This window comes from Kitasatospora sp. NPDC058218, from assembly GCF_042882445.1.
Lineage (GTDB): Bacteria > Actinomycetota > Actinomycetes > Streptomycetales > Streptomycetaceae > Kitasatospora.
In genome coordinates, this window is the sequence record NZ_JBHVWC010000029.1 from 15,532 (window position 1) to 41,496 (window position 25,965).

The window sequence follows — 25,965 nt, forward strand, 5'->3', positions numbered from 1 at the left end:
GCCGGGGCGCGCAGCGACTGCGCGTCCCGGCCGTTCGGCGTGTCACGGCGCCCACCGGGGCGGGCCGGCGTACCGGTTCACCCGGCCGGCCGCGCGGGCTCGGCGAGCGCCCCGGGCTCCGCTTCGTCGAACGGCCGGGCCAGCTCGGCGAGTTCGGCCGGTTCGAGGACGAGGTCGGCGGCCGCGGCGGAGTCGCGGATGCTGGCGGCCCGGCGGGCGCCCGGGATCGGGACGACGGCGGGGGACAGGGCCAGCAGCCAGGCCAGGCCGACCCGCTGGGGCGAGACGCCGCGTTCGGCGGCGATCCGGTGGAACGCGCCGGGCGCGACGAGGGCGTCCGAGGGTCCGTCGACGGCGCTGCGCGACAGTCCGCCCAGCGGACTCCACGGCAGGAAGGCCAGCCCCAGGCGCTCGCTGAGCCGTAGCTCCGGCCCGGCGGTGCGGACGGCCGGGGAGAACCGGTTCTGCACCGAGACCAGTCCGGTGCCCAGGATGTCCCGCGCCGCCAGGATCTGCTCCTCGTCGACGTTCGAGATGCCCGCGGCCCGGATCTTCCCGGCGTCCAGCAACTCGCGCAGGGTGCCCACCGAATCGGCCCACGGCACCCGGGGGTCGGGCTTGTGCAGCTGGTAGAGGCCGATCGCCTCGACGCCCAGCCGCCGCAGCGAGCCCTCGCAGGCACGCCGCAGTTGCTCCGGCCGGCCGTCGACCGTCCAGGAGCCGTCACCGGGCCGGCCGCGCCCACCCTTGGTGGCGACCAGTACGGCCGCCCGGTCCGCGGCGGAGCGGGCCGCCAGGGCGCGGGCCACCAGCCGTTCGTTGTGGCCGAGTTCGCCGGCGTGCCAGTGGTAGGAGTCGGCGGTGTCGACGAGGGTGACACCGGCGTCGAGCGCCGCGTGCAGGGTGGTCAGGGCGGACTCCTCGTCCGGGCGGCCCTCGACCGAGAGCGGCATCGCGCCCAGGCCGATCGCGCCGACGGCCGTGCCGCCGATGGTGCGCTGCCGCATGTCAGGCCTCCTGTGCGGGAAGGGCGGCCGCCTCGGCCACGGCGCCGGGCAGCCAGTCGGCCGCCGGGGAGAAGTGCAGGCCGAGCTCGACCGCGCGCCGGTTGTCCATCGGGTACCAGCGGTCGAAGGAGAACGGTGAGGCGTCCGCGCCCGCGGCGACCCGGTAGCGGGCGGTGGTGCCCAGCCGGTCGGCGATCAGCTCGCAGAGCGCGACCACGTCGAGGGCGTCCGGGGAGCCGGCGTTGAGCGGGCCGACGGCGGTGGAGGCCGCGGTCCGCACCAGCGCGGCGGCGATCTCCTCGTGGTGGACGAAGGAGGTGGGCTGCGGCCTCGCGTGCACCGCGACCGGCCGCCCGGCCGCGATCAGCTCCGTGTAGTGCGCCAGCCGGCCGGTGAAGTCCCGCGCCCCGCCACCCAGGACGTGCGCGCTGCGCACGCTCGCCCAGGAGAACGGCGGGTCCTGGGCGAGCACCGCCTCGGCCTGCCGCTTGCCCTCGGCATACCGGGTCGCCTCGTCGGCGTGCCGGGCGAGCGCCGCCGGATCGTGCCACGGCAGCTCCGGCCGGGCCGCCGGGTCGGTCGGGTCGACGACCTCCTCGGTCACCGGGACACCCGGCGTGGTCAGCACCCGGGGCGAGGTGGCCGGGTCGTACACCTCCATCGTCGAGGTCATCACGTACCGATCGGTGCGGCCCGCGAACACCCGGCGGGCGACGGCCGCCTGGACGGGGGTGTAGAGCACCTGGTCGATCACCGCGTCGAAGCCCCGGCCGCCGAGCGCGGCGGCCAGCCCGGCCTCGTCGGAGCGGTCGGCGCGGACGTGGTCGACACCGGGCGGCGGCGCCGTGGAGCCGCGGTTGACCAGGGTGACGCGGGTACCGGAGTCCCGCAGCAGGGTGACGAGGTTCAGGCCGAAGTACCGGCTTCCGCCGATGACGCAGACGTTTCGCATGCCCCCACTCTGCTGCCGTATCGTCATCAGCGGAACTACCGACCTGCTGAACGCGTCATCAGCAGAACTGTTGACCGGGGGAGCATGATGACCGGGGGAGCACGATGATCGACGTCCGGAGGCTCGGCGTGCTGCAGGCGGTCGCCGAGCACGGCAGCTTCAACCGGGCCGCCGCCGCCCTGCGGCTCACGCCGTCCGCGGTGTCCCAGCAGGTCGCCGCGCTGGAGCGGGGCCTGGGCACGGTGGTGGTGGAGCGCTCCACCCGGGGCGTGCGGCTCACCGAGGCGGGGCGACTGCTGGTGGAGGCGGCCACCGCGGTCTCCGCCGAGCTGCGCCACGCCCAGGAGCAGATCGGCCGGCTGGGCGCGGCCCGGCCCCGGCTCACCCTCGCCACCTTCACCAGTGGCGGGCGGCACCTGCTGCCGGCGGCGCTGACCCGGTTCGCCGCCGAGCACCCGGAGGTCGAACTGCGCATCCTGGAACGGGAGCCCGAGGACAGTCTGCCGATGGTGCGCGAGGGGGTCGCCGACCTCGCGCTCGCCTACCACTTCGACGGGCCGCTGCCGGTGCTCCCGGGGGACCGGTCCGGCCTCGACTGGACGCCGCTGATGGACGATCCGCTCTCGGTGGTGCTGCCCGAGGGGCACCGGCTGGCCGGCCGGGAAGCCCTGGACCTCGCCGAACTCGCCGACGAGCGTTGGGTGCTGGGGTGTCTGAAGACCGAGACCTTCCTGCGCCGGTACGCGGCCGTGGCCGGCTTCGAGCTGCGGGTGGCGGGCTCCACGACCGACTACTTCTTCGCCCGCTCCCTGGTCGCCGCCGGGGTCGGAGTCTCGCTGGTGCCGTACGTCGCGCTCGACCCTGCCCTGCCCGGCACCCTGGTGGTGCCGGTGACGGCGCCCCGTCCCGCCCGGCACTTCGGGATCGCCCGCGCCCGGGGCCGCCGCCTGCCGCCCTACGCCGAGGAACTGGCCCGGCTGCTCCGGGAGCAGGTCGCGCCGGGCGGCGAGCGCGCAGCCAGGGGCTGACCGGCGGGCCGCTCCGGCCCGTTTCCGGATACGGCTCAAGTCGCCTGTCCGTCCGGCGACTTACCCGCAGGTGAAGAGTTGGATCGGGCCTTCCGGTGCGGCTCCGGCCCTGGTCACACTGTTGTCATGACCCGCACTCTACGCGCGTGGAAGACGCGCGCTGCCGCCGTCACCGCCGTCGCCCTGCTGACCCTCGCCCCCGCCGTGACCGCCACCGAGGCGCACGCCGCCGTGAGCGGCTCGGTGTGCCTCTCCGCGCTGCCGCCCGAGGCCGACCACACCCTCGACCTCATCGCGAGCAACGGCCCGTTCCCGTACTCGCAGGACGGCGTCGTCTTCCAGAACCGTGAGCGCGTCCTGCCGAGCAGGACCACCGGCTACTACCACGAGTACACCGTCGTCACGCCCGGCTCGCCCACCCGCGGCGCCCGCCGGATCGTCACCGGCCAGGCGTACCAGGAGGACTACTACACCGGGGACCACTACGCGACGTTCCGCCTGATCAAGTTCACCTGCTGACGGCCACGCCCTGACCGCCCCGGCCACGCCCTGACCGCTCCGACCACCGGTGCCGGCCACCCCCGAAACGCGGACCACCGACGGGGCAGTGAGGAGGGCGGTCACCCGGACGGCCGTGCCCGGCTGGACGGCCCCGACGGCCGGCCGGAGGGTGACAGGTACCGACGTCCACCGGACGGTGGGCCGGGCCACCGCGGAAGTGCCCGCACCCCGGTGCGGACGGGCCCCGGCCCGCACCGGGTGGTCGACCCGCGGCCGTCGTGACCGAGAGGAAGCGGTGTCGTCGATGCCGGACAAGCAGGCCGGACGGATCGCGGAGTTCATCGAGCCGCTGCGCGTGGAACCGGGCTCGCGGGTCGATCTCGCGGAGGACTTCGACCCCCGCTACAAGGCCCGGATGAAGAAGCGGGAGGGCGCCGAGCTGTTGCGCACCGGCGTGGGCCTGCTCGCCGAGTACCAGGCGAAGCTGGCCGCCCAGGACACCTACGGTGTGCTGCTCTGCCTCCAGGCGATCGACGCGGGCGGGAAGGACGGGACGATCCGCCACGTCATGAGCGGGGTCAACCCGCAGGGCGTCCACGTCAGCAGCTTCAAGGTGCCCTCCGCCGAGGAGCTCGACCACGACTACCTGTGGCGATACGCGTGGCGGCTTCCGGCCCGCGGGGACATCGCGATCTTCAACCGGTCGCACTACGAGGAGGTCCTCGTGGTGCGGGTGCATCCCGAGAACCTCGACCGCCAGCGGTTGCCCGAGGAGGCGAAAGGGCACGACGTCTGGGCGCGCCGCTACCGGGAGATCAACGACTGGGAGCGCTACCTCTGTGACAACGGGTTCAAAGTCGTGAAGATCTTCCTGAACCTCTCCGAGGAGGAGCAGCGCACCCGCTTCCTGAAGCGGCTCGACCTGCCGGAGAAGAACTGGAAGTTCTCGGTGGCGGACCTCCGCGAGCGTGAGCGGTGGGACGACTACCAGCACGCCTTCTCCGAGATGCTCTCGGCCACGAGCACCCCGTGGGCGCCGTGGTACGTCGTGCCGGCCGACCGCAAGTGGTTCGCGCGCATCTGCGCCGCCGCGGTGCTCGTGCACACGCTGATGGAGATCGACCCCCGGTACCCGGTCGTCGGGAAGAAGGCCCGCAAGGAGCTGCGGGCCGCCAGGCGGCTGCTGGAGCAGGAGGCCCCCGAGGGCGCCGAGCGCGACCCGTACGCGGCCGGGCACCGGACCGGGCACCGTGGCTGAGCACCTCAGGGGCCGACCGCCGCGAGGAACGGAACACCGGAGGTGCGGGTATGACGCCGCGGGCTGACCGGTCGGACGCGGGCCCGGCCATGCGGCCCTGGTACGCGACGCCGCCTCAGGAGGTGGCATCGCGGCTCGGCGTGGACCCGGAGGTCGGGCTCTCGGCTGCTCGGGCGGCGGAGCTGCTGGCCGCGGACGGCCCGAACGCGCTGCCGGAGGAGAAGGCGCGGCCGGACCTGCTGCGCTTCCTCGACCAGTACCGCAGCTACATGCAGATCATCCTGGTCGCCTCGGCGGTGGTGGCGCTGGCGATCAAGGAATGGAGCACCGCGGTCCTGCTGATCGTCCTGACGCTGTTCAACGCGGTCGTCGGCCTGCGGCAGGAGGGCAAGGCCGAGAGCGCGATGAACGCGCTGCGGTCGATGATGAAGACCACGGCCCGGGTCCGGCGGGACGGGGCCGAGGCGGAGATCCCGGCCGAACAGCTGGTGGTCGGTGACGTCGTGCTCATCGCCGCGGGCAACACCGTCCCCGCGGACGGGCGGATCGTCCGGGCCAGCTCGCTGCAGATCGACGAGTCGGCGCTGACCGGTGAGAGCGTGCCGGCACTGAAGGACGCGGGCACCCTGACGGGAGAGCGGCTCGGGCCGGGCGACCAGTCCACCATGGCGTTCATGAACACCCCGGTCACCCACGGCAGCGGGGTGCTGATCATCACCGGGACGGGTGCGGGAACGGAGCTGGGCAAGATCTCCGGGATGCTCTCGGCGACGGAGAAGGAGCAGACGCCGCTCACCCGGGAACTCAACACCCTGACGCTGTGGATCGCGGCGGCGGCCGGTCTGACCATGGTGGTGATGTTCGCCCTCGGTCGCAGCCGCGGCCAGGCCTGGGACGCCCTGTTCGTCAGCGCCGTCTCGCTGGCCATCGCCGCCATCCCGGAGGCCTTGCCCACCGTCACCCAGGTGATCCTCTCGGTCGGCAGCCTGAACCTCGCCAAACGCAACGCCATCGTCAAGGAACTGCCGTCCGTGGAGACCCTGGGCTTCACCTCGGCCATCAACTCCGACAAGACCGGCACCCTGACGATGAACCAGATGACCGTCGTCGAGGTCCTCAGCCCCACCGACCGCTACACCGTCTCGGGCAGCGGCTACGGCCTGGAGGGGCGGATCCAGCACGCCGCCGGATCCTCGGCGGCCATCGAGGACGCCATCCTGCCGTACCTGATCGCCAGCGATGCCAGGCTGGTGGACGGCACGGTGGTCGGCGATCCGACCGAGGGGGCACTGCTCGTGCTCGGCCACAAGGCCGGCCTGGACATCGACGCCACCCGGGAGCGCTATCCCCGGCTCGCCACGCTGCCGTTCGATCCCGAGTACAAGCTGATGGCCGTCTTCACCTCGGCCGTGGACGCGACGGGCCGGCCGGTGGTCCGCTGCTTCGTCAAGGGCGCGGCGCCCGCCGTCATGGCCCGCGCGACCACCGCACTCGCCGCCGGCCGCACCGTCCCCTGGGACGCCGACCTGCGGGACCGGGCCGAGACCCGGTCCGAACGGATGGGCGGCGAGGGCCACCGGGTGATGGCGGCAGCCGAGCGCGACCTGGACCCGTCGGAGTTCGACCCGGACAGCGACCTGCTCGCGCTCGTCACCGACCTTCGGATGACCAGCCTGGTCGGCATGGTCGACCCGCCCCGCGCGGAGTCCCGGGACGCCGTGGCCGACGCCCAGGCCGCCCACATCCGGGTCCGCATGGTCACAGGTGACGACGTCACCACCGGCGAGGCCATCGCCCGCCGGCTCGGGATCCCGGGCGAGGCGATCCTCGGAGCCGACTTCGCGGCGATGCCGGAGCACGAACGGCTGGCCCGGATCGACGGCATCGGGGTGGTCGGCCGGGTCGCGCCCGAGCACAAGGTCCTGCTCGCCGACACGCTCAAGAAGAAGGGCGACGTCGTGGCGATGACCGGCGACGGCGTCAACGACGCACCCGCCATCAAGGCCGCCGACATCGGCATCGCCATGGGCAGCGGAACCGATGTCGCCAAGAACGCCGGCCGGATGATCCTCTCCGACGACAACTTCGCCACCATCGTGTACGCCGTCGAGGAGGGGCGCAAACTCTACGACAACCTCACCAAGTACATCCGGTTCGTCCTGATGCTCCTGGTCACCTTCGTCCTGACGTTCCTCGGCGCGACGGTCTTCAACATCGCCGCCGGCGAGCCGTTCACCCCGCCGCAGGTGCTCTGGATCCACTTCGTCGTCAACGCGCCCTTCGGGTTCGCCCTCGGCTTCGACCTGGCGAGCCCCGGCCTGATGCGGCGCACCCCGCGCCCGCGCGGCGAATCGCTGCTGACCAGGTCGGTCATGGTCACCGTCGGACTCGGCGGACTGGCCGTCACCGTGGCCCTGCTCCTGCTGATCAAACTGGGCGAGCACCACTACGGCAGCCTGAAGACCGGCAGCTCGATCGCCTTCACCGCCTTCGCACTCTGCCTGATCGTGGCGGCCTACGAATGCCGCAGCGAACGCGCCACCGTCCTGACCGTCACCACGTTCGACAGCAAGCCGATGAACCTGGCGGCCCTGTCCGAGTTCGTCCTCGCGGTCCTGGTGACGCAGATGGACGCCTTCCGCCGCATGCTCGGCACCACCGAGCTCACCCTCGCCCAGTTCGGCTGGGCCCTGCTGGCCCCCGTCGCTCTTCTCCTCCTGTGGGAGTCGGGCAAACTCCTCGCCCGCATCGCCCCGGCCATGGAATCCGGCCGGACGTGACAACAGGAATAGAGACCCGCCATGTCCTCACCCACGAACACCGGCACCGACAGCCGCTCCTCCACCGTGGCCGGGGGCCTGACCGTCTTCGCCGCCGTGATGCTCCTCATCGGGGGCACTCTCAGCGTCTTCCGCGGGATCATGGGGATCGCCGAGGACGACGTCTTCGTGCACACCCCGAACTACGTCTTCGAGTTCGACCTGACCAGTTGGGGATGGATCCACCTGGTCCTCGGTGTCATCGCCGTCGGCGTGGGCATCGGGCTGCTCCGGATCTCCTTCTGGGCCCGGATCCTGGGCGTGGCACTGTCAGGGCTGCTCATCGTCGCCAACTTCCTCTCCATGCCCTACTACCCGTTCTGGTCCATCACCGTGATCGCCATCTGTGGCTTCGTCATCTGGGCCCTGTGCGCCGTCCGGAGCGACGACGGCACGCTGGCCGCCTGATCGACCCGAACCGCCACGCCCGCCGGTAGCTGGACCGGTCGGTAGTTGGAGCGGTCAGAAGCCGGCGGGCAGGCCGAGCCGGTCGGCGAAGAAGGCGAGCAGGTCGGCGAAGAGGGCGGTGCGGCGCGAGGCGGCCCGGGCGCCGTGGCCCGCACCGCGTTCCAGCCGGAACAGGACCGGGTGCCCGCTGCCGGTCGCGGCCTGGAGGGCGGCGGCCATCTTGCGGGCGTGCAACGGGTCCACCCGGCTGTCGCCGTCGAAGACGGCGAACAGCACGGCGGGGTAGCCGGTGCCGGCGCGGACGTGGTGGTAGGGGGAGTAGGAGAGCAGCCGGGCGAGCTGCTCCGGATCCGTGGCGGTGCCGTACTCGCCGGTCCAGCTAGGCCCGAGGCCGGAGAGCTCGTAGCGCGCCATGTCGAGCAGGGGCGCCATGCAGACCACGGCCGCGAAGCTCGCGGGCCGCTGGGTGAGGGCGGCGCCCACCAGCAGACCGCCGTTGGAGGCTCCCCAGATGCCGAGCTGCCCGGGGGTGGTCCAGCCGGCCGCGACGAGGTGGTCGGCGGCGGCGTGGAAGTCGTCGAAGGTGTTCTGCTTCCGGTCGAGCATCCCGGCGCGGTGCCACTCCTCGCCCTCCTCGCCGCCGCCGCGCAGGTTGGCGACCGCGTAGACCCCGCCGGCCCGGACCCACGCGATGGCCTCCGGCGCGTAGCCGGGGGTCAGCGACTGGCCGAAGCCGCCGTAGCCGGTGAGGATCGCCGGGCGGGGGCGGTCCGGGGCGTCGCGCCGGGCGAGGAGGAACATCCGGACGGTGGTGCCGTCCCGGGAGGTGTAGCTGACCCGGCTGGTCACGAGGTCGCCCGCCGGGTCGTCGGCCGGCGCGGGCGCGGCGGCCCCCGGGACGGGCCAGGCCTCCAGCGCACCGGTGCGCGCGTCGTAGCAGAGCACGGTCGGGGGAGTGGCGAAGTCGGTGTGGACGAACCAGGCCCGGTGGGCGTCGGTGGCGGCGACCCGGACCTTGCCGACGGTGCCCAGCGGGGGGACGGGCACGGAGCCGAGCAGCCGGCCGTCGGCCAGGTCGTGCAGGGTGATCTCGCCGACCGCGTGCCGGGTGCGGAGCACGAGGGCGAGCGGCCGGGCCGGGTCGGGGCCGTCGAGGACCGCGAAGTCCTCCAGGACGGCCTGCGGGTCCTCCGGGATCAGTTCGGTCCAGGTGTCGGGGGTGGGGGCGCCGGGGGTGGTGACGACGACGCGCCCCCGGGGTGCGTCCAGGTCGGTGGTGAGGTAGCAGCGGCCGTCCGGCGGGGTGCCGGGGCGGATGTGCGGCTGCGACCGGGCGTCGAGGCCTTCCTGGAGGGGCCGCAGCCGGGGTCGGTCCGGGCGGTCCTCGGTCAGGTCGGCGATCCAGAGGTCCCTGCGGGGAACGGCGCCGGCCGCGGCGCCGACGACCAGCCAGCGGCCGTCCGCGCTGATCCGTACGGTGTAGTGCTGGGTCTTCGCCCGGCCGGCGCCGAAGACCACCGCGTCCTGTTCGGGGTCGGTGCCGACCAGGTGCAGCCGGACCCGGCGGTGGTACTGGCCCTCGCCCGGGTTGAGCGAGGGGTGCAGCCGGCGGACGTAGTAGAAGCCGCTGCCGTCGGGCAGCCAGGCGACGGTACTGCGGCGGACCCGGTCGATCGGGCCGTCCAGGAGCCGGCCGGTGTCGACGTCCAGGACGAGCAGGGCGGCGTTCTCGGTGCCGCCGGACGCCAGCTGGTAGGCGAGCCGGCGGCCGTCCCAGGAGGGCTCCCACTCCTCCAGGGTGGTGCCGCCGGTCGGGTCGACCAGCGCCGGATCGACCAGGACCCGGACCGCGCCGGAGGGTTCGAGTACGACGAGTTCGGGGTGTTCGGCCCCGGGGCGCGAGCGGGTGAGGAACAGCCGCGCGCCGGCCGGGCGGGGGGCGGAGCGGGCGCCGAGCCGTTCGGACAGCTCGGTGAGCCGGGCCTCGGCGCTCGCGCGGGCCCGCCAGCCGTCGGCGGCGGCGCGGTAGCGGGCGTCCTGCTTCTCCGTCCACTCCAGGACGGCCGGATCGTCGGCGTCCTCCAGCCAGCGGTACGGGTCGGGCGGCAGGAGGCCGTCAGTCATCGGAGCTTCTCCCGGGGTCGGTGCCGGCGGGTGCGGTGGGCGTGGCGGGTGCGGCGGCTTCGGTGGGTGCGGCGCCGGGCGGGGCGGCGTGCGCGACGACCGCCGGTTCCACCGGCTGTTCCGCCTCCGGGCCCGCCTCCGTGGCGGCCCCGGCCGGGGCGCCGGCCCCGAGCCGGCGGGTGGCGCGCAGCGGGATCCAGCCGCCCGCGGTGACCGCCGCCGTCAGCACCGCGAGCACCGCCCAGGTGCCGGCGCCGCCGAGCCCCTGCAACAGCGCGCCGGCCGCGACCGGGCCCAGCGCGGCCAGGCCGCTCAGCAGCAGGCCGGTGGCGGCGCTCACCCGGCCGATCAGGTGCCGGGGGGTCTGCCCGAACAGGGCCTGTCCGACCACCACGCCGGCCGCCGGCGAGAGCGTCATCAGCAGGGTCAGCAGGGCGGCGACCACTCCCGGCTGGAAGGTCAGCGTGAACACCGCCAGCACCGCCGTCCAGCCCACGCCGATACCGAGCAGGATGGCCGGCACGCTCAGCCGTTTGACGAGCCACGGGGCCAGCAGGGAGCCGACGATCCCGCCGATGCCCGCGCAGGACAGCACGGGCCCGATGACCCAGCCGGACGCCCCGTCCGCCTGCAGTTCCAGGATGACGATCACATCGATGGCGGCCGCGACCAGATTGATGACGGCCGCGTACACCAGGATGACGAACAGCTCCCGCTGCCGCACCAGCCAGCGGATGCCCGCCGTCAGCCCGCGGTCCTCGGCGCGCGGCTCCGCGGCCGTGGGGCGCACGGTGATCCGCCAGATCAGGGCGGCCGAGACGGCGTAGGAGAGCGCGTCGACGGCGAACGGCAGCATCCGGTCGGCCGCGAACAGGACGCCGCCGAGCGCCGGCCCGGCCAGGCTGACCGCGGCCTGCAGGGCCTGTCCCATGCCCAGCGCGTCGGCGAGGTCCTCCTTGGCGACGACATCCCGGGTGAGGACGGTGTTGGCGGGCCCGAACAGCGCGGTGGCGATGCCCTCCACCGCGGCCACCACCAGCAGTTGGGCGTAGGACGGTGACCCCCAGAGGGCGACCAGCGGGATGGTGGCCACCGCCACCAGGCGCACCAGGTCGGTCGTCAGCATGACCCGGCGCCGGTTCCAGCGGTCGACCAGGCTGCCCGCCGGGAGGCGGAAGCCGAGCCTGGTCACCAGGGCGACGGTGGCGACCGCTCCGGCCTGCGCCGCGTTGCCGCCCAGACTCAGCACCAGCAGCGGGTAGGCGATCGTCGACATCGCCGAGCCGAGCGCCGAGGTGAGGTCGGCGAGAAAGGACCGCCGGAAGTCGCGGTTGGTGCGCAGCACGCCTGCCAGCACTGTCCCTCCCTCCCCGGCTACAACCGGCCGGTGGCGTGCAGGTGGTCGAGGATCCGCGCGTCGACGTTGTCCTGGAAGCGCGTCATGACCTCGGTGTCGGCCTGCTCGTACTCGTAGCCGCAGGTCACCCAGCGGTCCGGTACCGCGCCCGTCTCCAGGTAGCCGTGGTCGACGTGCCCGACCTCGAAGCCCGGCTTGCCGGCCGACTGCCAGCTGCTGAACAGCGTGCCGTCGGCGTTGACCACGGCGCCCTCGCGCCCGCCGGGGACCGAGCAGATCTGGCAGGTCGTCCGCATGCTCGGCTTGGCGAACCGGTAGCCGCGTTCGAGCGCCTCGACGGCCCACTCGACGAAGTGGTCCTCCACCTGCCGGGCCCGCGCGAGGTCGTTGCGGTAGCCGATCCCGGAGTCGCCGACCCAGGCGTAGGTGAACGTGCAGCGGGTCGGGTCCACCTTGCCGTCGAGCTGGCCGAAGAGCGCGCCGATCCGGTCCACGTTGTGGTGGGAGACGTTCACCCGGAAGTTCCAGGACAGCCGGGTGGCCTCGGTGGCCGCCGCCACGTTGGTGACGATGGCGTCGAAGGTGCCCCCGCCGGCGTGGGTGACCCGGGTCGCGTCGTGGTCCTCCCGGCTGCCGTCGAAGGTGATCTGCACGGCGCGCAGCCCGGCGGCGCTGAGCTGGACGGCCCGGCGGCCGGTCAGCAGCACGCCGTTGGTGGTCATGGCGGCGGTGCCGAGCCCCAGGGGAGCGCAGCGCTCCAGGAGCTCCAGGCACCCGCGCGGGTTGAGCAGCGGCTCGCCGCCGAACAGCAGCAGGTAGAGCCGGTCCAGGCCGGCCTGCGCCATCCGCTCGCCGGTGAACTCGACGATCCGGTCGATGGTCCGGGTGTTCAGCCGGCGCAGGTTGATCCGGGGCGGCCGGTGGCCGCCCTTCGGGTCCTGGCCGGTGTTCTGGAAGCAGTAGCCGCAGCCGAGGTTGCAGGCCGTGCTGGTCAGCACCGTCAGCGCGAAGGACTTCGCGGTGCGCTCCCGGTAGGCGCCCGCGTCCCGCAGGAACTCGTCGATGTCCGGGCGCAGTTGACCGTCGGCCGCGACATGCTCGGGTTTGAGCAGCGTCCACGTCCGGTTGCCGATGAACCACCAACCGCGGTCGCTCCTGATCAGGCGGGGCGCGTCCACCTCGTCCAGCCGGGTGCCGATCATTGCTCTCCCTGGGTCGACGGGCACGGCCGCCGTCGGCGGGCCCTGACAGCGCGAGGCTAGGCAGCCGTGGTTTGCCGCCGGTATGCGACAGGTTGACGGGCAGCTTCCGGCCCGGCCCGGGCGGCCGGGGCCCGCGGCGGGGGCATACCGGACGTAAACCGAACCCCAACTGGCCGCTCCTAAGCTCACGGAGACGACCAGACTGCCTGACCGACGTCATGGAAGAGGGCTGATCGACGTGCCCGAGCCGACCCCCGCCGAACGGTCCGCCGAACCACCGGCCGACCTGCTTGCCGCGTACCCGGGCGCCGCGCCGGACCACCCGGCCGACGACGACGAACCCGAGGTCGTCCTGCACTCCGCCGACGGGGACGACGGCGAAACCCCGTGGTGCATCGGCGACATGACGGCGTACTGACCGGAGGGCCCCACCGATGAGCTGCCCGTCCTGCGCCACGGAACTCCCCCCGGACGCGCGATTCTGCGCCCGGTGCGGCACCCCGGTCACGGCCCCGACGCCGGCGGCCGAGGAGCGCAGGGTCGTCACCGTGCTGTTCTGCGACCTCGTCGGGTCGACCGAGCTGTCCGGCAAGCTCGACGTCGAGGTGCTCCGGTCGATCCTGCTGCGCTACTACGAGCTGATGGAGCGCCGGATCGGCGCCCACGGCGGAGTCGTGGAGAAGTTCATCGGCGACGCCGTGATGGCCGTCTTCGGTCTCACCGCGACCCAGGAGGACGACGCGCGCCGGGCGCTGGAGACGGCCGTGGACATGCTGGCCGCGCTCGGCGAGCTCAACACCCAGCTGGAGCGCGACCACCGGGTCCGGCTCGGTGCCCGGATCGGCGTGCACACCGGGGAGGTGGTCACCACGGCCGATCCGGCCAGGCGCCAGGCGCTGGTCTCCGGCGAGGTGGTCAACGTCGCCGCCCGGCTGGAGCAGGCGGCGGGCCCCGGTGAGATCCTGCTCAGCGCGCAGACCTGGCGGGCCTGCGGATCCGGGCTGACCGTCGCCGAGGTCGGACCGGTCCGTCTGAAGGGGGTGGCCGGGCCGATCGAGGCCGGCCGCCTGCTGGGCCTCTCGGAGCCCGAGCGGGCGCCCCGCTCCGACGTGCCGTTCGTCGGCCGGGAGCGCTACCTGAGCGAACTCGACCTGGCCTGGCGGCGGGTGGCCGAGGAGGGCGACGTCCACGTCCTCACCCTGCTGGGGGAGGCGGGCATCGGCAAGACCCGCCTGGTCGACGAATGGCTGAGGCGCTCGGCCCCGGCCGTCGAGGCGGTCGGCGCGGGCCGCTGCCGTGCGGCCGGCACCGGCGGCTCGCTGCACGCGCTGGCCGAGTGCATGGCCCCGCTCGCCGAGGAGGCCGAGCGGCACGCGCTCGACGGGTCGGCCACCGCCGCCGCGCTGGCGCTGCTCCGTACCGGGCTGCTGCTGGACGGCACGCCGGCCCCCTCCGAGGACGACACCTGCGCGGCGGTCGCCCACGTGCTCACCGTGCGCACCGGCGAACACCCGATGCTGCTCGTCGTCGACGACCTCCACTGGGCGGACCAGCCCTTCCTCGCCCTGCTCGACCGGCTGGTGGAGGACCTGCGCCGGCTGCCGATCCTGGTGCTCTGCCTGGCCCGGCCCGAACTGATGGACTCCTGCCCCAGCTGGGGAACGGGCCGGGCGAACTCGACCACGGTGACCGTCACCGGCCTCTCCGGCGCGGACTCGGCCGTCCTCGCGGCCCACCTGGTCGACCTCGCCCTGCACACCTCGGCGGCCACCGAGCAGATCGTGGCCCAGGCCGACGGCAACCCGCTCTACCTCGAACAGCTCGCCGCGACGGTCGAAGAAGCGGGCGGCGCCGAGGGCCTGCCGCCCAATCTGCACGCGCTGCTCGCCGCCCGGATCGACCGGCTGGACGAGACGGACCGGACGGTGCTGCGCCACGCGTCGGTGGTGGGGCGCGAGTTCGACGCCGAGGACCTGGACGCCCTGGCCGGCGAGCCCGGGCCGCTGGCCGCGAGCGGCACGGTGCTCCGCACCCTGACCCGGCGCGGTCTGGTGAAGCCGATGCGCCGTCCGTTCGGTGCCAGTGCCGCCTACTGCTTCGTCAACGGCGTCACCCAGCGGGTCGCCTACGAGGGGCTGACCAAGGTGCGGCGCGGCGAACTCCACGAGCGCTACGCCGAACACCTGCTGCGGGCCGGGCGCCCGGACGCGCTGATCGGCACCCACCTGGAGCAGGCCTACCGCTACCGCAGCGCGGTCGGCCGCCGCACCGAACGCGACCCGTTGCTGCGCCGACGGGCCTTGCGGCACCTGGCCAGGGCCGGCGTCGGCGCGCTCGGCCGGGTGGACCTGCCCTGGGCGCTGACCCTGCTGCAGCGTGCCGCCGACCTCGCCGACCCGGGGGACCAGGGCCGGCCCGAGGTGCTGCAACGGCTGGGCGAGGTCCTGCTGGCGCTCGGCCGCTCCACCGAGGCGCGCGAGGTGCTGGTCCGCGCCGTGGCGGAGGCCGACGAGCAGGGGGCGGCGGGGACGGCCGCCCACGCCCGGCTGCACCTCGCCGCGTGCCGGCACGACGACGCCGCGCTGGAACAGGCGGCCGTCGACGGGCTGACGGTCTTCCGGGTCTGCGGCGACGAACTGGGGCTGGCCCGCAGCCGCCTGGTGCTCGCCGGCTCCTGCCAGCGCCGCGGGCAGCACGGCGAGGCCGTGGCGGCGCTCGGCCACGCCCTGACCCACTCGCTCGCCGCGGCGGCCGACCGGGAGCTCGCCAACACCCTGGGCGCGACGGGGCTCTCGCTCTGGCACGGTCCGGAGCCGGCGCCCTCCGCCGCGGCCCGGTGCGAGGCCCTGCTGGCCACGTACGGCGCCGACCGGCTGGCCGTGCAGGTCACGCTCGGGTTCCCGCTCACCGTGCTGCACGCCCTCCAGGGCCGGTCCGACCGGGCGGCCGAGTGCCTGGCCGCCGTCCGGCGCGCGATGGCGGCGCTCGCCTACGGCGAGGGCGCGGTGTTCGGGCCGCTGCTCGACGGGACGCTCGCCGCGCTGGCGGGCCGGCCGGAGCAGGCCCAGACAGCCCTGCGCGAGGCGCTGGAGGCGGCCCGGGCGCTGCGCGCCGGCGGGCTGGTCCGCACCACCGCGCTCGAACTGGCCCGCGTCCAGCTGGCGGCGGGGCAGTGGCGCCAGGCCGCCGACCTGGTGGAGGACCTGGCCGTCGCCGACGGGCACCCGGTGGTACAGGCCAACCGCTACGGCGTCCAGGCGAGGATCCGGGCGCTCGGCGGCGAGCACGCGCAGGCCCTGGCGCTGGCCCGCCGGGCGGTGCTGCTGGCCCACCGCACCGACTCCCCGGCCGACCAGGCCACGGCCTGCCTCGACCTGGCGTACACCGGCGCCCTGGTCGGGCGGCCGCTCCAGGCCCGGGCGGCGCTGCGGGCCGCACGCCGCCGCTTCGACGCGAAGGGGCACCTCGTGGGCGTGGCCAGGACCAGGCTGCTGACGGAGGAGCTGGGCCTGGCCGAGGATCCGGGACGGGCAGCGGAGCGCGACGAACCCGCCGCGAGCCTGAGCCCCGTCCCGCCCGTAGTGAGTCCCGCCCCGCCCGTCTTGAGCCCCGCCCCACTCGTCTTGAGTCCCGCCCCGCCCGTCTTGAGCCCCACCCCGCACCAAACCCGCCCCGAGCCGAAGGGCCGCGCCGGTGTCGAAAGGGAGGAGCGAGGAAGCGACGGAGGAGCGCGGGAGCGACGACCGTCGACACCGGATCAAGCGGCCCGGAGGCGAGCGGGCGAAATGACAGGCGAGCGATGACCACCACCGCGCCCTCCGGTCGGGCCGCCACCCGGGCCGCCGCACTGACCTGGAACCTGCTCGACCGCCGCCCCGCCGACATCCCGGTCGCCACCTCCGAGACGGTGCCCGTCACGCCCGAGTGGGCGTACGGCGGAGCGGACGGCACCGGCGTCCGGGTTTGCATCGTCGACAGCGGCGTCGAGGCGGGCCATCCGCTGGTCGGCGACGTGGTCGGCTCGCACGCCGTCGTCGGGCGGGACGGCGGCCTGACGGTGGAGGAGGTGGCCCCGGCGGACACCTGCGGCCACGGCACGGCCTGCGCCAGCATCGTCCGGCGGGTGGCCCCCGGCTGCGAGCTGCACAGCGTCCGGATCCTCGGGGAGAACGGCGGCGGGACGGGCGCCGCCCTGCTCGCCGGGCTGAACTGGGCCATCGAGCAGCGGTTCGACGTGATCAACCTGAGCCTGTCGACCTCGCGCCCGCAGTTCAGCCAGGTGCTGCGGGAGATGGCCGACGACGCCTACTTCAACCGCTCGGTGATCGTCGCCTCGGCGCACAACTCCCGGATCGAGAGCTTCCCCTGGCGGTTCTCCTCGGTGATCTCGGTCGGCAGCCACGCCGAGGACGACTCGGACCTCGTGCTCTACAACCCGGACCCGCCGGTGGAGTTCTTCGCCCGGGGGCAGGCGGTGCAGGTCGCCGGGCCGAACGGCAGCACGACCCGCAACACCGGCAACAGCTTCGCGGCGCCGCACGTCACCGGACTGAGCGCGCTCATCCTCGGCAAGCACCCTCGTCTGACGACCTTCGAGCTGAAGACGATCCTCTACCTGACGGCAGCCAACGTGCGGGGAGTGTGAGATCCATGGACCATCCGGCGGACTCCACGGCGATGATCGCGGCGATCTCGGGCGCCCTGGCCGATCCCGGCCCGGACGACCGCGAGTTGCTGGCCTCGATCGTGCGGGTGGCGCGTGAGATCTTCGGCGCCGCCGCGAGCTCGATCTTCCTCTTCGACCGGGAGGAGGACCAGCTGGTCTTCGAGGCCGTCTCCGGGGAGGGCGAGGACTTCCTGGTCGGCACCAGGTTCCCGGCGCACCGGGGGATCGCCGGCTGGGTCGCCGACACCGGTGAACCGATGACGGTGGACGACCTGCGGGGCAGCGCGATCTTCGCGCAGGACCTGGCGGAGCGGACCCGCTACGTGCCGGACGCGATCATGGCGGCCCCGGTCGTCCACCGGGACGAGATCCTGGGCGTCATCCAGGTGCTCGACCCGCACCCGCAGTCCCGCTCCAGCCTGGCCGACCTGGACCTGCTGGTGGCCTTCGCCGGCCAGGCCGGGCTCGCCCTGCACGGCCTGGTCCGCAGCCGGGCGGCCCGCAGCGCGCTGGCGCTCGGCGGCGCGGAGTTCGAGCGGCTGGCCGGCATCGTCCGGGTGCTGGGCGAGCTGGCACCCGAGCAGCGGGCCAGCGGGCTGCGGCTGGTCGAGTCCCTGCACGAGGTGCTCGCCGCCATGGCGCGCTGAGCGGGCGGCGGGCGGCCGCCACCCGCCGCGCGCCCTTCGGAGTGTCAGCAGCCGCCCGGCAGCGGACTGCGGTGCAGGGCGGCGGCGTACCGGTGGGCCAGCCTCGGCATGCGGTAGCGGACGGCATGGGCCCGTACCTCGTCGTCCTCGGCCACCGCGACCAGATGGGCCTCGATGAGCTCCTCGACGATCCGCTCGGCCGGCTCCGCCAGACCGCCCAGCGCCGCCAGCAGGACCGTCTGGTCGAAGGCCGGCCCCGGCAGCGCGCCGAGTGCGCCCAGCGCCGCCTGCTGCTGCGGGGACAGCGCCCGGTGGAACCGGCGGTAGCCGTCCTGGACGGAGGCGCCGCCCACCGAGAGTTCATGGGGGCAGGCCGGCTGCCGGCCCAACTGGTCCGCGTACTCGCGCAGGGAGAGGTGGCGCAGCGCGGTGAGCTTGGCGGCCAGCGCACGGACGACCAGCGGTGAGAGCCCGTACACGTCCTGAAGCCGGTGCAGCGTCCGGTCCGCGTCCACGAGTCGCTGCTCGCCGAGCACGCGCACCAGGAGCTCGCGGGCCTCGCCGGGGGTGAACTCGTCGAGTTCGATGCGGTGGACGCACTCCAGGCCGCTGAGCCGGTGCGCCGAGGTGACCAGCGTGCGGCTCGGCCCGCGGCCCGGCAGCAGCCGACGGACCTGGGACTCGCCGGTCGCGCCGTCGAGGACGAGGAGGACCTGCCGGTCGGCGATCCAGGACCGCCACAGCGCCAGCGCCGCGGTCTCCTCCCGGGGCGGGGTGATGTCGAGACCGGTGCTCCGCAGCAGCTCGGTCAGCACCTCGTGCCAGTCGCGGGGGGTTCCGTCGGGGTGTCCCAGCGGGACGAAGACCTGGCCGTCCGCGAAGCGGTCGGCGACGCGGTGGCCGACATGGACGGCCAGCGCCGTGGTGCCGACGCCCGGCGGGCCCGAGACCGCCGCGACGTCGGTACATCGGGCACCGCCGGTGAGGACCGCCTCCGCGGCCTCGACCTCCTCCCGGCGGCCGACGAAGTCCGCCAGGTCGCGGGGGAGTTGGGAGGGTCTGGCGTGCTCGCGCGGGCGGTCGCGGCCCGGCCGGGCCGATCCCTCGCCGGCCAGGATCGCCCGGTAGGTCTGCTGCAGGACGGGGCTGGGGTCGAGGCCGAGCTCCCGGGCGATGAACTGCCGGTGGCTCTCGAAGCAGGCGAGCGCCTGCCGCCGGCCGCCGACCTGGTCGAGCGCGGTCATGTGCAGCACGATCAGCCGCTCGCGGAACGGGTGCCGCAGGGTCAACTCGCCCAGCCGGTCCAGCAGTCCGAGCGCCCGGCCGGACTCGACCTCCAGCTCGGCCCAGTCCTCGTACACCGCGAGGAACCGGTCGGCGAGCCGCTCCGACTCGCGGGCGGCGAACGGGCTGCCGAGCAGGTCGACCAGCGGCTGGTCCTGCCAGAGCCGCACCGCCTCCCCGAACAGCGCCGACGCGCCGGCCGGATTGCCCTCCCGCTGCGCCTGCCGCCCGGCCGTCGCGAGTTCGTCGAACCGCAGCAGGTCCGACTCCTCGGAGGTCACCGTCAGCGTGTAGCCGTACGGCACGTGGCCGATCCGGTCCCGCAGGACCTTGCGCAGGGCGGAGACGTACACCTGCAGGTTCTTGCGCGCCGTCCGGGGCTGGTCGCCGTCCCAGAGCGCGTCGATGAGCTGGTCGACCGAGAGCACGGTGTTCGCCCGGCTCAGCAGTGCGGCCAGGAGTAATCGCTGTTTGTACGGGCCGAGTTCGAGCAGGGTGTCGCCGGACCGTACCTGCAGTGGTCCGAGCACGGTGAAACGCAGCGGTCTTGTCGCGCCGGTGTTCCCGGTCAACTGGCCCCTCCCCCAGAGTGCGCCACGCCATGGGCACAGTTCGGGCCGGCCCGATCGGGGCCGGTCGCCTTCGTCTGTACTCCGACGGGTAGCTTCGCCGAGAAGAGGATGTCTGGCAAGGACGCGGTGAGCGATTGGTGAACAGTGGCACCGGACTGTCGGGAGGGGCGGGACAAGCTGCCAGGAAGCCCCGCACATACCGGAGTTCAACCGCCGGCTCCTAGCGTCGCACCGTGACGTCGGCCGACGTCCGAGCGCGAGCGAGAGGAGATCCGAATGTCCGACGAGGTGCAGGCACACAGCGTGGGCGGCGACGACGAGGACCTGGCGGGCTGCGGGATCCAGTTCAACGCCAGTGCCGTGGACGACGAGGTGCAGGCCCACAGCGTGGGTGACGAGGACGAGGACCTGGCGGGCTGCGGGATCCAGTTCAACGCCAGCGCCGCCGACGGCCCCGCCGGCGTCTGACGGACCGGACCCGGCCCGACGCTTCGTCAACGGCCGACTCGCCGACGGAGACCGGACGGTCCCGGCGGGACGAGGCCGGGCCGGCCTGTGCGGGTGCACCCGCACAGGCCGGTCGTCGCCCTCCCGCCCGGCACCCGAACATCCTGTGAGGCTCTCGTGGACAGTCTGCTCCGGCTCGTGGACGACCTGCCGACTCTTCGAACCGCCTGGGAGCGCGAGCCCTTCGTCAGTACCGGCCTGGGCGACTTCGGTGACGTGTTCTCGCTGGAGACCGCCGAGCGGCTGATCCACAGCAGCCTGCCGATGACCGCGGTGCGGCTCTTCCGCGACGGCGAACTGCTGCCGGCGGAGCGCGTCCTGCGCAACCGGGGGAGCAACCCGAGGAGCCGCGAGAAGCTCGCGGACGGCACCAAGGTCGCCGACCTGGTGGCCGGCGGCGCGACCCTGACCCTGGAGGAGCTCCAGAACCACAGCCCGGAGGTCGCCCGCTTCGCCGCCGCCGTGGCCCGCGAGACCGGCTACGAGGCCGACTGCACCGCCTTCCTGACGCCCCCTCGGGCACGCGGCGCCGCCCCGCACTTCGACCTGGTGGGGATCTTCCTGCGGCAGCTCCACGGCTCCAAGCGCTGGCGGGTGAGCGCCCCCGTGCGGCGGCTGCCGAGCCGCGCCCGCGCGGTGGACCCGTCGGAGGTCGGCGAGCCGGTGCTCGACGTCGTCCTCAAGGAGGGCGAGTGCCTCTACCTGCCGCGCGGTTTCGTGCACGTCGGCGACACCACCGACGAGCCCTCCCTGCACCTGTCGATCGGCCTGCGCGGAGTCACCTGGGAGCGCGTCCTGCGCAGCCTGCTGGCCGGCGCCGCCGAGCGGTTCGAGCCGCTGCGCGAAGTCCTGCCGCCGGCCTTCTCGGACCTCGACCGGGCCGCCCTCTACCGCGAGCGCGTCGAGCTGCTGGCGAAGCACCTGGCGGACGTCGAGTGGTCCCGGGTCTCGCTGGACATGCTGCGGGCCGAGCAGCCCCCGGCGGCGCCGGCGCCGGGCAGCCTGGCGGCCTCGTTGCTGCGCCCCGCCGCCGCGGAGGGGGCGCAGCCGGGCCCGGAGCGCCCCTGAATGCGGTCCGTCGTCGCAGCAGGCACCGGCTCCCGGCGCCGCCCCGGCACGAGCGGGCTCAGGTGAACGGTGTGCGGTGGAGCGAGATCAGCAGGCGCCAGCTGTGGGCGGCGAGTTCGTCGGCCGTGGCCGGCACGAGGGCGTGCAGCCAGTCCGCGAGCAGCGCGGTGAAGGTCGCGGCGACGGCGGTGGCGACCAGCTCGGCGTGCGGAGCGCCGGCCAGTTCCCGTTCGGTGCGGCTGCGCTCGCGGAGTTCGCGGTGCAGCAGGTCGCCCAGGGGACCGGTGCCGCCGGGCAGCAGCAGCGAGCGGTAGACGGCGGCGTGCTGCTCCACGTCGGCGAGGAACGCGGCGAGGGCGGGCGGCGGGGCGGCCGGGTCGGGGGTGCCGCGCCAGGCGTGCAGGGCGTCGACGGCGTCCCGCACGACCTCGGCGCAGGAGTCCACCGCGAGCGCCTGGAGGTCCTCGTAGTGGAGGTAGAAGGTCGCCCGCCCGACGCCCGCCCGGCGGACCACGGCCGCCACGCTGGCCTCGGCCAGCGGGCGCTCGGCGCACTCGGCCAGCAGGGCGGCGCGCAGCCGCGCCCGGGTGCGGTCGGCCCGTGCGTCGGTCATCGGGCGACCAGGACCGCGGCCAGTGCGAGCGCGCCGGGCAGGGCCTGGGCGAACAGGATCCGACGGTTGGCGGTCGCCGCGCCGTACAGGCCCGCGATCACCACGCAGCTGAGGAAGAAGACCTGGACGCGGAAGCCGGTCGGGTCGTCCGCGACCAGGCCCCAGACCAGGCCGGCGGCCAGGAAGCCGTTGTAGAGGCCCTGGTTGGCGGCCAGCGGCGCGGTGGCCCTGGCCATCGCGGGGTCGAAGCCGGAGAGCCCGCGCCCGGGCGCACGCTCCCACAGGAACATCTCCAACACCAGGATGTATCCGTGCAGTGCGGCCACCAGGCCCACCAGCGTGCTCGCGACGATGCCCATGACGGGGCTCCTTTCTGGACTGTTGTCCAACGATAATAGACACATGTCCAGGACTGCTGCCAACCGCCTCGCTTCAAGAGGTGAAGTCACAAACTGCACAGGGAAGTTCCACTGCTTCACCTCTTGACCGACCTTCGGGCGGAGCGGGACAGTGTGTCGGACGCTTGAGAGCGCTCTCAAACGGTCCCGCCGTGTTCCCACCGCCGAGGGAAGGCATCCCCCATGACGGCAACCCCACCCCCACCCGTCCCCGCCTCCGTCCCCGCGTCCGCACCCGTGCCCCGGCTCGCCCGGCCCGGGCCGACCCACCGGCCCTCCCGCGCCGCCGCGCCCCGCCGCCGCGTCCCGGTGGCGGTCCTCACCGTGCTCGCCCTGCTGCTCGCCGGCCTGTGGACGGCCGCCGGCGCGCGGGCGGTCGCCGACTACACCCAGTCGGCGACCACCGCCGGCCCCGGCTCGGTCCTGTTCACCTTCACTCCGGTCACACCCGCCACCCTGGTCGACGTCCACTACCGGCCCGGCACCGGCGGCCAGCAGGACTTCCGGATGACGGCGGTCGCCGGCCGCTGGGAGAAGACCGCCACGGGCCTGGCGGCCGGCTCGACCCTGGAGTACTGGTTCACCTACGAGAAGGCCGGCCCGCTGTACGACACCCCGCACTTCACCACCACCGTGGGTTCGGGCGGCTCGAACGGCGGCGGCGGAGGGGCGGGGAGCTTCCCGCTCACCTTCGTCAACAACACCCGCGGCACCTACGCCGACGCCCAGATCTACGTGACCGTCCTCGGCATGGTCACCCCCGGTCAGTGGTCCTACCTGCGGCCCGACGGCTCGATGGCGCACATCGACCACCTCGGCGCCAAGGCCCCCGGGCACCTGACCAAGAACGGCGTCGACTACCCGAACATGTCCTTCACCCTGGACCGGGCCGCCACCGTCCCCTCGCCGGCCGCCATCCGCGGCGGCCGCGTCTACGTCTCACTCGGCTCGCCGCTGTTCATCCCCGTCTCGCCCGACGACCAGGGCTGGGGCGGGCCGGACCCGCAGAACCCCGCCGACCCGAACAGCGACGTCTACTACGACTGGTACGAGTACACCTACGTCCACAACGAGGTCGCGTTCGGCGGCAACACCACGCAGGTCGACGGCTTCGGCTTCCCGATGACCGCCCGGTTGCGGCAGACCTCCAGCGGCTACGACACCACCGCGGGCATCACCCGCACCCGGGCCGAGGTGATGGCCGGCTACGCCGCGGCCGTCGGGCCCGCCTTCCGCCCGCTGCAGAGTACCCACCGCATCACCGCCCCGCGCTCGTCCGCCCTCTTCCTGGCGGGCGGCGCGCAGCAGGGGTACCTCCAGCCGGTCATCGACCGCTTCTGGTCCGCCTTCACGGCGAACCAGTTCACCCTCACCCGGCTCGGCGAGACCTTCACCGGGCGGGTCGCCGGCAACACCCTGACCTTCACCAAGAACGGGGCCGGGCCGTTCCACCTGACCAAGCCCAGCTCGCCGGACGTGATGGCCTGCGGGGCGCGCTGGCCACCGGCAACGACACCGAGAAGCAGCTCGGCGCGGAGCTGTGCGCCGCCTTCCAACGCGGCGTGGCGCTCACTCCGGCCGACTGGTACCGGCCCGCGGCCTACTACCGCAGCGCCGACGCCGCCAACGACTACGCCGCCTACCTGCACGGCATCAGCCTGGGCGGCCGCTCGTACGCCTTCCCCTACGACGACATCAACGACCAGTCGTCCGTCCAGATCCTCGGCAACGCCGCTCCGCCCACCGGGCTGACCCTCGGTATCGGCTGGTAGCCCGAGCCGGCGGGCCGGGGGCCGCACCGCAGGGACAGCCGGTCCGGCCGGCCGTTCCCGTCCCGCCGTCCCGCCCGTCCTTCCCCGGTCCGCCCGTCCTGCCCGCACTGTCGCCGCAGTGCCCGCACCACACCGTCACCACCACACCGTCACCACCACACGTCCGCCCACCCACGGAGGCGTACCACCGTGTTCCGAAACCCCACGTCCAGAACCACCGCCACCCACCGACGGCGCCCGCGCCGCGCGCTGGCCACCGTCCTGACCGCCGCCGGCTCGGCCACCGCGCTCTGCGCGGCGCTGCTCGGCACCGCCACGGCCGCCGTCCCGCCCGCGCCCTCCGGTTGGACCACCGTCTGGAGCGACGACTTCGGCGGCGCCGCCGACACCCTGCCCTCCGGCACCGACTGGATCGTCGACACCGGCACCAGCTACCCGGGCGGCGCCGCGAACTGGGGCACCGGCGAGGTCCAGACCTACACCGCCAACAACGCCAACCTCCGGCAGGACGGCGCCGGGAACCTGCGGATCACCCCGATCCGGGACGCCAGCGGCAACTGGACCTCGGGCCGGATCGAGACCCGGCGCAGCGACTTCGAGCCGCCCGCCGGCGGGAAGCTGCGCATCGAGTCCCGGATCCAGATGCCCAACGTGACCGGCCCGGCCGCCGCCGGCTACTGGCCGGCCTTCTGGACGCTGGGCGCGCCGTACCGCGGCAACTACTGGAACTGGCCGACCATCGGCGAGTTCGACCTGATGGAGAACGTCAACGGCATCAACCAGGTGTGGGGCACGCTGCACTGCGGCGGCAACCCCGGCGGCCCGTGCAACGAGACCACCGGTCTCGGCGCCGTGCACGCCTGCCCGGGGTCGGCCTGCCAGGGCAACTTCCACACCTACGCGCTGGAGTGGGACCGCAGCGTCAGCCCGCAGCAGCTGCGCTGGTACGTCGACGGCGTGCAGTTCCACTCCGTCAACGCCTCCCAGATGGACGCCGCCACCTGGGACGCGGCCACCGCGCACGGGCACTTCATCCTGCTGAACGTCGCCATGGGCGGTGCCTTCCCCGACCCGGTGGCGGGCTACCGGACGCCCACCGCCGCCACCGCCTCCGGCGTCCCGATGCTGGTCGACTACGTCGCGGTCTACCGCTCGGGCGGCGGCACCACGCCTCCGACCACCCCGCCGACGACGCCTCCGACCACCCCGCCGCCGAGCGGCGGTGGGAGCGCGTACGCCACCATCCAGGCCGAGGGCTACGGCGGGCAGTCCGGGACGGCACTGGAGGCCACCACCGACAGCGGCGGCGGCCAGAACCTCGCCGCCCTCGCCAACGGTGACTGGGCGCTCTACCCGGGCGTCGACTTCGGGAGCACCCCGGCCCGGCAGTTCAAGGCCAGGGTGGCCTCGGGCGCGGCGGGCGGTGTCAGCGGGCTGGTCGAAGTCCGCCTGGACAGCCGGACGGCCGCCCCGATCGGCTCGTTCGCCGTCGCCAACACCGGTGGCTGGCAGAACTGGACGACCGTCCCGGCCAACATCGCTGGGACCACCGGCAAGCACGACGTCTACCTGACGTTCACCAGCGGCCAGCCGGCCGACTTCGTCAACGTCAACTGGTTCACCTTCAGCACCACCTGACCCGGGGCGCCGCGCGGTGGGGGGCGGGTTGCGGCCCCCCCCGCCGAGGGGCGGCCGCCCCGGGCCCCCCGGGGCGGGGGGGGGCGCGGGGCGCCCCCAGCGGGCCGCCCCCCCGCCCGGCGGGGGGGGGGGGGGCGGCCCGCG

Annotated in this window: 20 protein-coding genes and 1 pseudogene; 13 read left to right on the forward strand and 8 right to left on the reverse strand. The window is 74.1% G+C overall.

Going from position 1 to position 25,965, the window contains the following annotated elements; genetic code table 11:
• Positions 1 to 77 precede the first annotated feature (77 nt).
• Both ACFVYI_RS19655 and ACFVYI_RS19660 read right to left on the reverse strand, forming a co-directional pair.
• The gene (locus ACFVYI_RS19655) at positions 78 to 1,007 is read right to left on the reverse strand and encodes an aldo/keto reductase (protein ID WP_387887113.1); all 930 of its coding nucleotides are present in this window, start codon (positions 1,005 to 1,007) and stop codon (positions 78 to 80) included.
• 1 nt (position 1,008) lies between these two features.
• Positions 1,009 to 1,959, reverse strand: a complete 951-nt coding sequence (locus ACFVYI_RS19660) for an NAD-dependent epimerase/dehydratase family protein (RefSeq protein WP_387887115.1) — start codon at positions 1,957 to 1,959, stop codon at positions 1,009 to 1,011.
• A gap of 104 nt (positions 1,960 to 2,063) precedes the next feature.
• Between ACFVYI_RS19660 and ACFVYI_RS19665 the strand changes: the two genes are divergently transcribed.
• The 5 genes from ACFVYI_RS19665 to ACFVYI_RS19685 all read left to right on the forward strand — a co-directional run bounded on the left by ACFVYI_RS19665 (position 2,064) and on the right by ACFVYI_RS19685 (position 7,973).
• The gene (locus ACFVYI_RS19665) at positions 2,064 to 2,987 is read left to right on the forward strand and encodes a LysR family transcriptional regulator (protein ID WP_387887118.1); all 924 of its coding nucleotides are present in this window, start codon (positions 2,064 to 2,066) and stop codon (positions 2,985 to 2,987) included.
• A 126-nt stretch (positions 2,988 to 3,113) separates the two neighbouring features.
• The gene (locus tag ACFVYI_RS19670) at positions 3,114 to 3,506 is read left to right on the forward strand and encodes a ribonuclease (protein WP_387887120.1); all 393 of its coding nucleotides are present in this window, start codon (positions 3,114 to 3,116) and stop codon (positions 3,504 to 3,506) included.
• Between the two features lie 286 nt (positions 3,507 to 3,792).
• Complete coding sequence (locus ACFVYI_RS19675) at positions 3,793 to 4,746, forward strand: polyphosphate kinase 2 family protein (protein ID WP_387887123.1); 954 nt, start codon at positions 3,793 to 3,795, stop codon at positions 4,744 to 4,746.
• 50 nt (positions 4,747 to 4,796) lie between these two features.
• The gene (locus ACFVYI_RS19680) at positions 4,797 to 7,526 is read left to right on the forward strand and encodes a cation-translocating P-type ATPase (protein ID WP_387887125.1); all 2,730 of its coding nucleotides are present in this window, start codon (positions 4,797 to 4,799) and stop codon (positions 7,524 to 7,526) included.
• Between the two features lie 21 nt (positions 7,527 to 7,547).
• Positions 7,548 to 7,973 (forward strand): hypothetical protein, encoded by a 426-nt coding sequence (locus ACFVYI_RS19685; RefSeq protein ID WP_387887127.1) that lies wholly within the window; start codon positions 7,548 to 7,550, stop codon positions 7,971 to 7,973.
• 54 nt (positions 7,974 to 8,027) lie between these two features.
• Here the strand turns inward: ACFVYI_RS19685 and ACFVYI_RS19690 are convergent, their stop codons facing one another.
• Genes ACFVYI_RS19690 through ACFVYI_RS19700 form a run of 3 tightly spaced genes read right to left on the reverse strand, consistent with a single transcriptional unit; the run spans position 8,028 to position 12,656 of the window.
• Positions 8,028 to 10,097 carry a prolyl oligopeptidase family protein gene (locus ACFVYI_RS19690; RefSeq protein WP_387887130.1) on the reverse strand — a complete coding sequence of 690 codons (2,070 nt, stop codon included), beginning with the start codon at positions 10,095 to 10,097 and terminating at the stop codon, positions 8,028 to 8,030.
• The gene (locus tag ACFVYI_RS19695; RefSeq protein ID WP_387887132.1) at positions 10,090 to 11,454 is read right to left on the reverse strand and encodes an MFS transporter; all 1,365 of its coding nucleotides are present in this window, start codon (positions 11,452 to 11,454) and stop codon (positions 10,090 to 10,092) included. Before ACFVYI_RS19695 ends, ACFVYI_RS19690 begins: the two co-directional genes overlap by 8 nt.
• A 17-nt stretch (positions 11,455 to 11,471) precedes the next feature.
• On the reverse strand, positions 11,472 to 12,656 hold the full coding sequence (locus ACFVYI_RS19700) for a radical SAM protein (protein ID WP_387887135.1): 1,185 nt from the start codon (positions 12,654 to 12,656) through the stop codon (positions 11,472 to 11,474).
• Positions 12,657 to 12,894: 238 nt separating this feature from the next.
• On the opposite strand from ACFVYI_RS19700, the gene ACFVYI_RS19705 reads away from it, so the two are divergent.
• Genes ACFVYI_RS19705 through ACFVYI_RS19720 form a run of 4 tightly spaced genes read left to right on the forward strand, consistent with a single transcriptional unit; the run spans position 12,895 to position 17,969 of the window.
• On the forward strand, positions 12,895 to 13,074 hold the full coding sequence (locus ACFVYI_RS19705; RefSeq protein ID WP_387887136.1) for a hypothetical protein: 180 nt from the start codon (positions 12,895 to 12,897) through the stop codon (positions 13,072 to 13,074).
• Positions 13,075 to 13,090: 16 nt separating this feature from the next.
• Complete coding sequence (locus ACFVYI_RS19710) at positions 13,091 to 16,459, forward strand: adenylate/guanylate cyclase domain-containing protein (RefSeq protein ID WP_387887138.1); 3,369 nt, start codon at positions 13,091 to 13,093, stop codon at positions 16,457 to 16,459.
• Positions 16,456 to 17,301: a S8 family serine peptidase gene (locus tag ACFVYI_RS19715; RefSeq protein WP_387887141.1), complete on the forward strand. Its 846-nt coding sequence runs from the start codon at positions 16,456 to 16,458 to the stop codon at positions 17,299 to 17,301. The genes ACFVYI_RS19710 and ACFVYI_RS19715 overlap by 4 nt, the downstream gene beginning before the upstream one ends.
• A gap of 5 nt (positions 17,302 to 17,306) precedes the next feature.
• The gene (locus tag ACFVYI_RS19720) at positions 17,307 to 17,969 is read left to right on the forward strand and encodes a GAF domain-containing protein (RefSeq protein ID WP_387887143.1); all 663 of its coding nucleotides are present in this window, start codon (positions 17,307 to 17,309) and stop codon (positions 17,967 to 17,969) included.
• 44 nt (positions 17,970 to 18,013) lie between these two features.
• Here ACFVYI_RS19720 and ACFVYI_RS19725 read toward each other — a convergent pair whose 3' ends face one another.
• Positions 18,014 to 19,825, reverse strand: a complete 1,812-nt coding sequence (locus tag ACFVYI_RS19725) for a BTAD domain-containing putative transcriptional regulator (RefSeq protein ID WP_387887145.1) — start codon at positions 19,823 to 19,825, stop codon at positions 18,014 to 18,016.
• Between the two features lie 276 nt (positions 19,826 to 20,101).
• Here ACFVYI_RS19725 and ACFVYI_RS19730 point away from each other — a divergent pair, with 276 nt between their 5' ends.
• Positions 20,102 to 20,293, forward strand: coding sequence for a hypothetical protein (locus tag ACFVYI_RS19730; RefSeq protein ID WP_360641609.1), 192 nt, complete (start codon positions 20,102 to 20,104; stop codon positions 20,291 to 20,293).
• Between the two features lie 156 nt (positions 20,294 to 20,449).
• A complete protein-coding gene (locus ACFVYI_RS19735; protein WP_387887148.1) occupies positions 20,450 to 21,400 on the forward strand; it encodes a JmjC domain-containing protein in 951 nt (316 codons plus the stop codon).
• Positions 21,401 to 21,458: 58 nt separating this feature from the next.
• Here the strand turns inward: ACFVYI_RS19735 and ACFVYI_RS19740 are convergent, their stop codons facing one another.
• Positions 21,459 to 22,013: a TetR family transcriptional regulator gene (locus tag ACFVYI_RS19740; protein ID WP_387887150.1), complete on the reverse strand. Its 555-nt coding sequence runs from the start codon at positions 22,011 to 22,013 to the stop codon at positions 21,459 to 21,461.
• Entirely contained in the window at positions 22,010 to 22,372 is a 363-nt protein-coding gene (locus ACFVYI_RS19745; RefSeq protein WP_387887153.1) for a DUF1304 domain-containing protein, read from the reverse strand. The genes ACFVYI_RS19740 and ACFVYI_RS19745 overlap by 4 nt, the downstream gene beginning before the upstream one ends.
• Before the next feature lie 222 nt (positions 22,373 to 22,594).
• Here ACFVYI_RS19745 and ACFVYI_RS19750 point away from each other — a divergent pair.
• Positions 22,595 to 24,183 (forward strand): annotated as a pseudogene (locus ACFVYI_RS19750) (glycoside hydrolase family 64 protein).
• A gap of 189 nt (positions 24,184 to 24,372) precedes the next feature.
• Complete coding sequence (locus ACFVYI_RS19755) at positions 24,373 to 25,821, forward strand: glycoside hydrolase family 16 protein (RefSeq protein ID WP_387887155.1); 1,449 nt, start codon at positions 24,373 to 24,375, stop codon at positions 25,819 to 25,821.
• Positions 25,822 to 25,965: the final 144 nt, after the last annotated feature.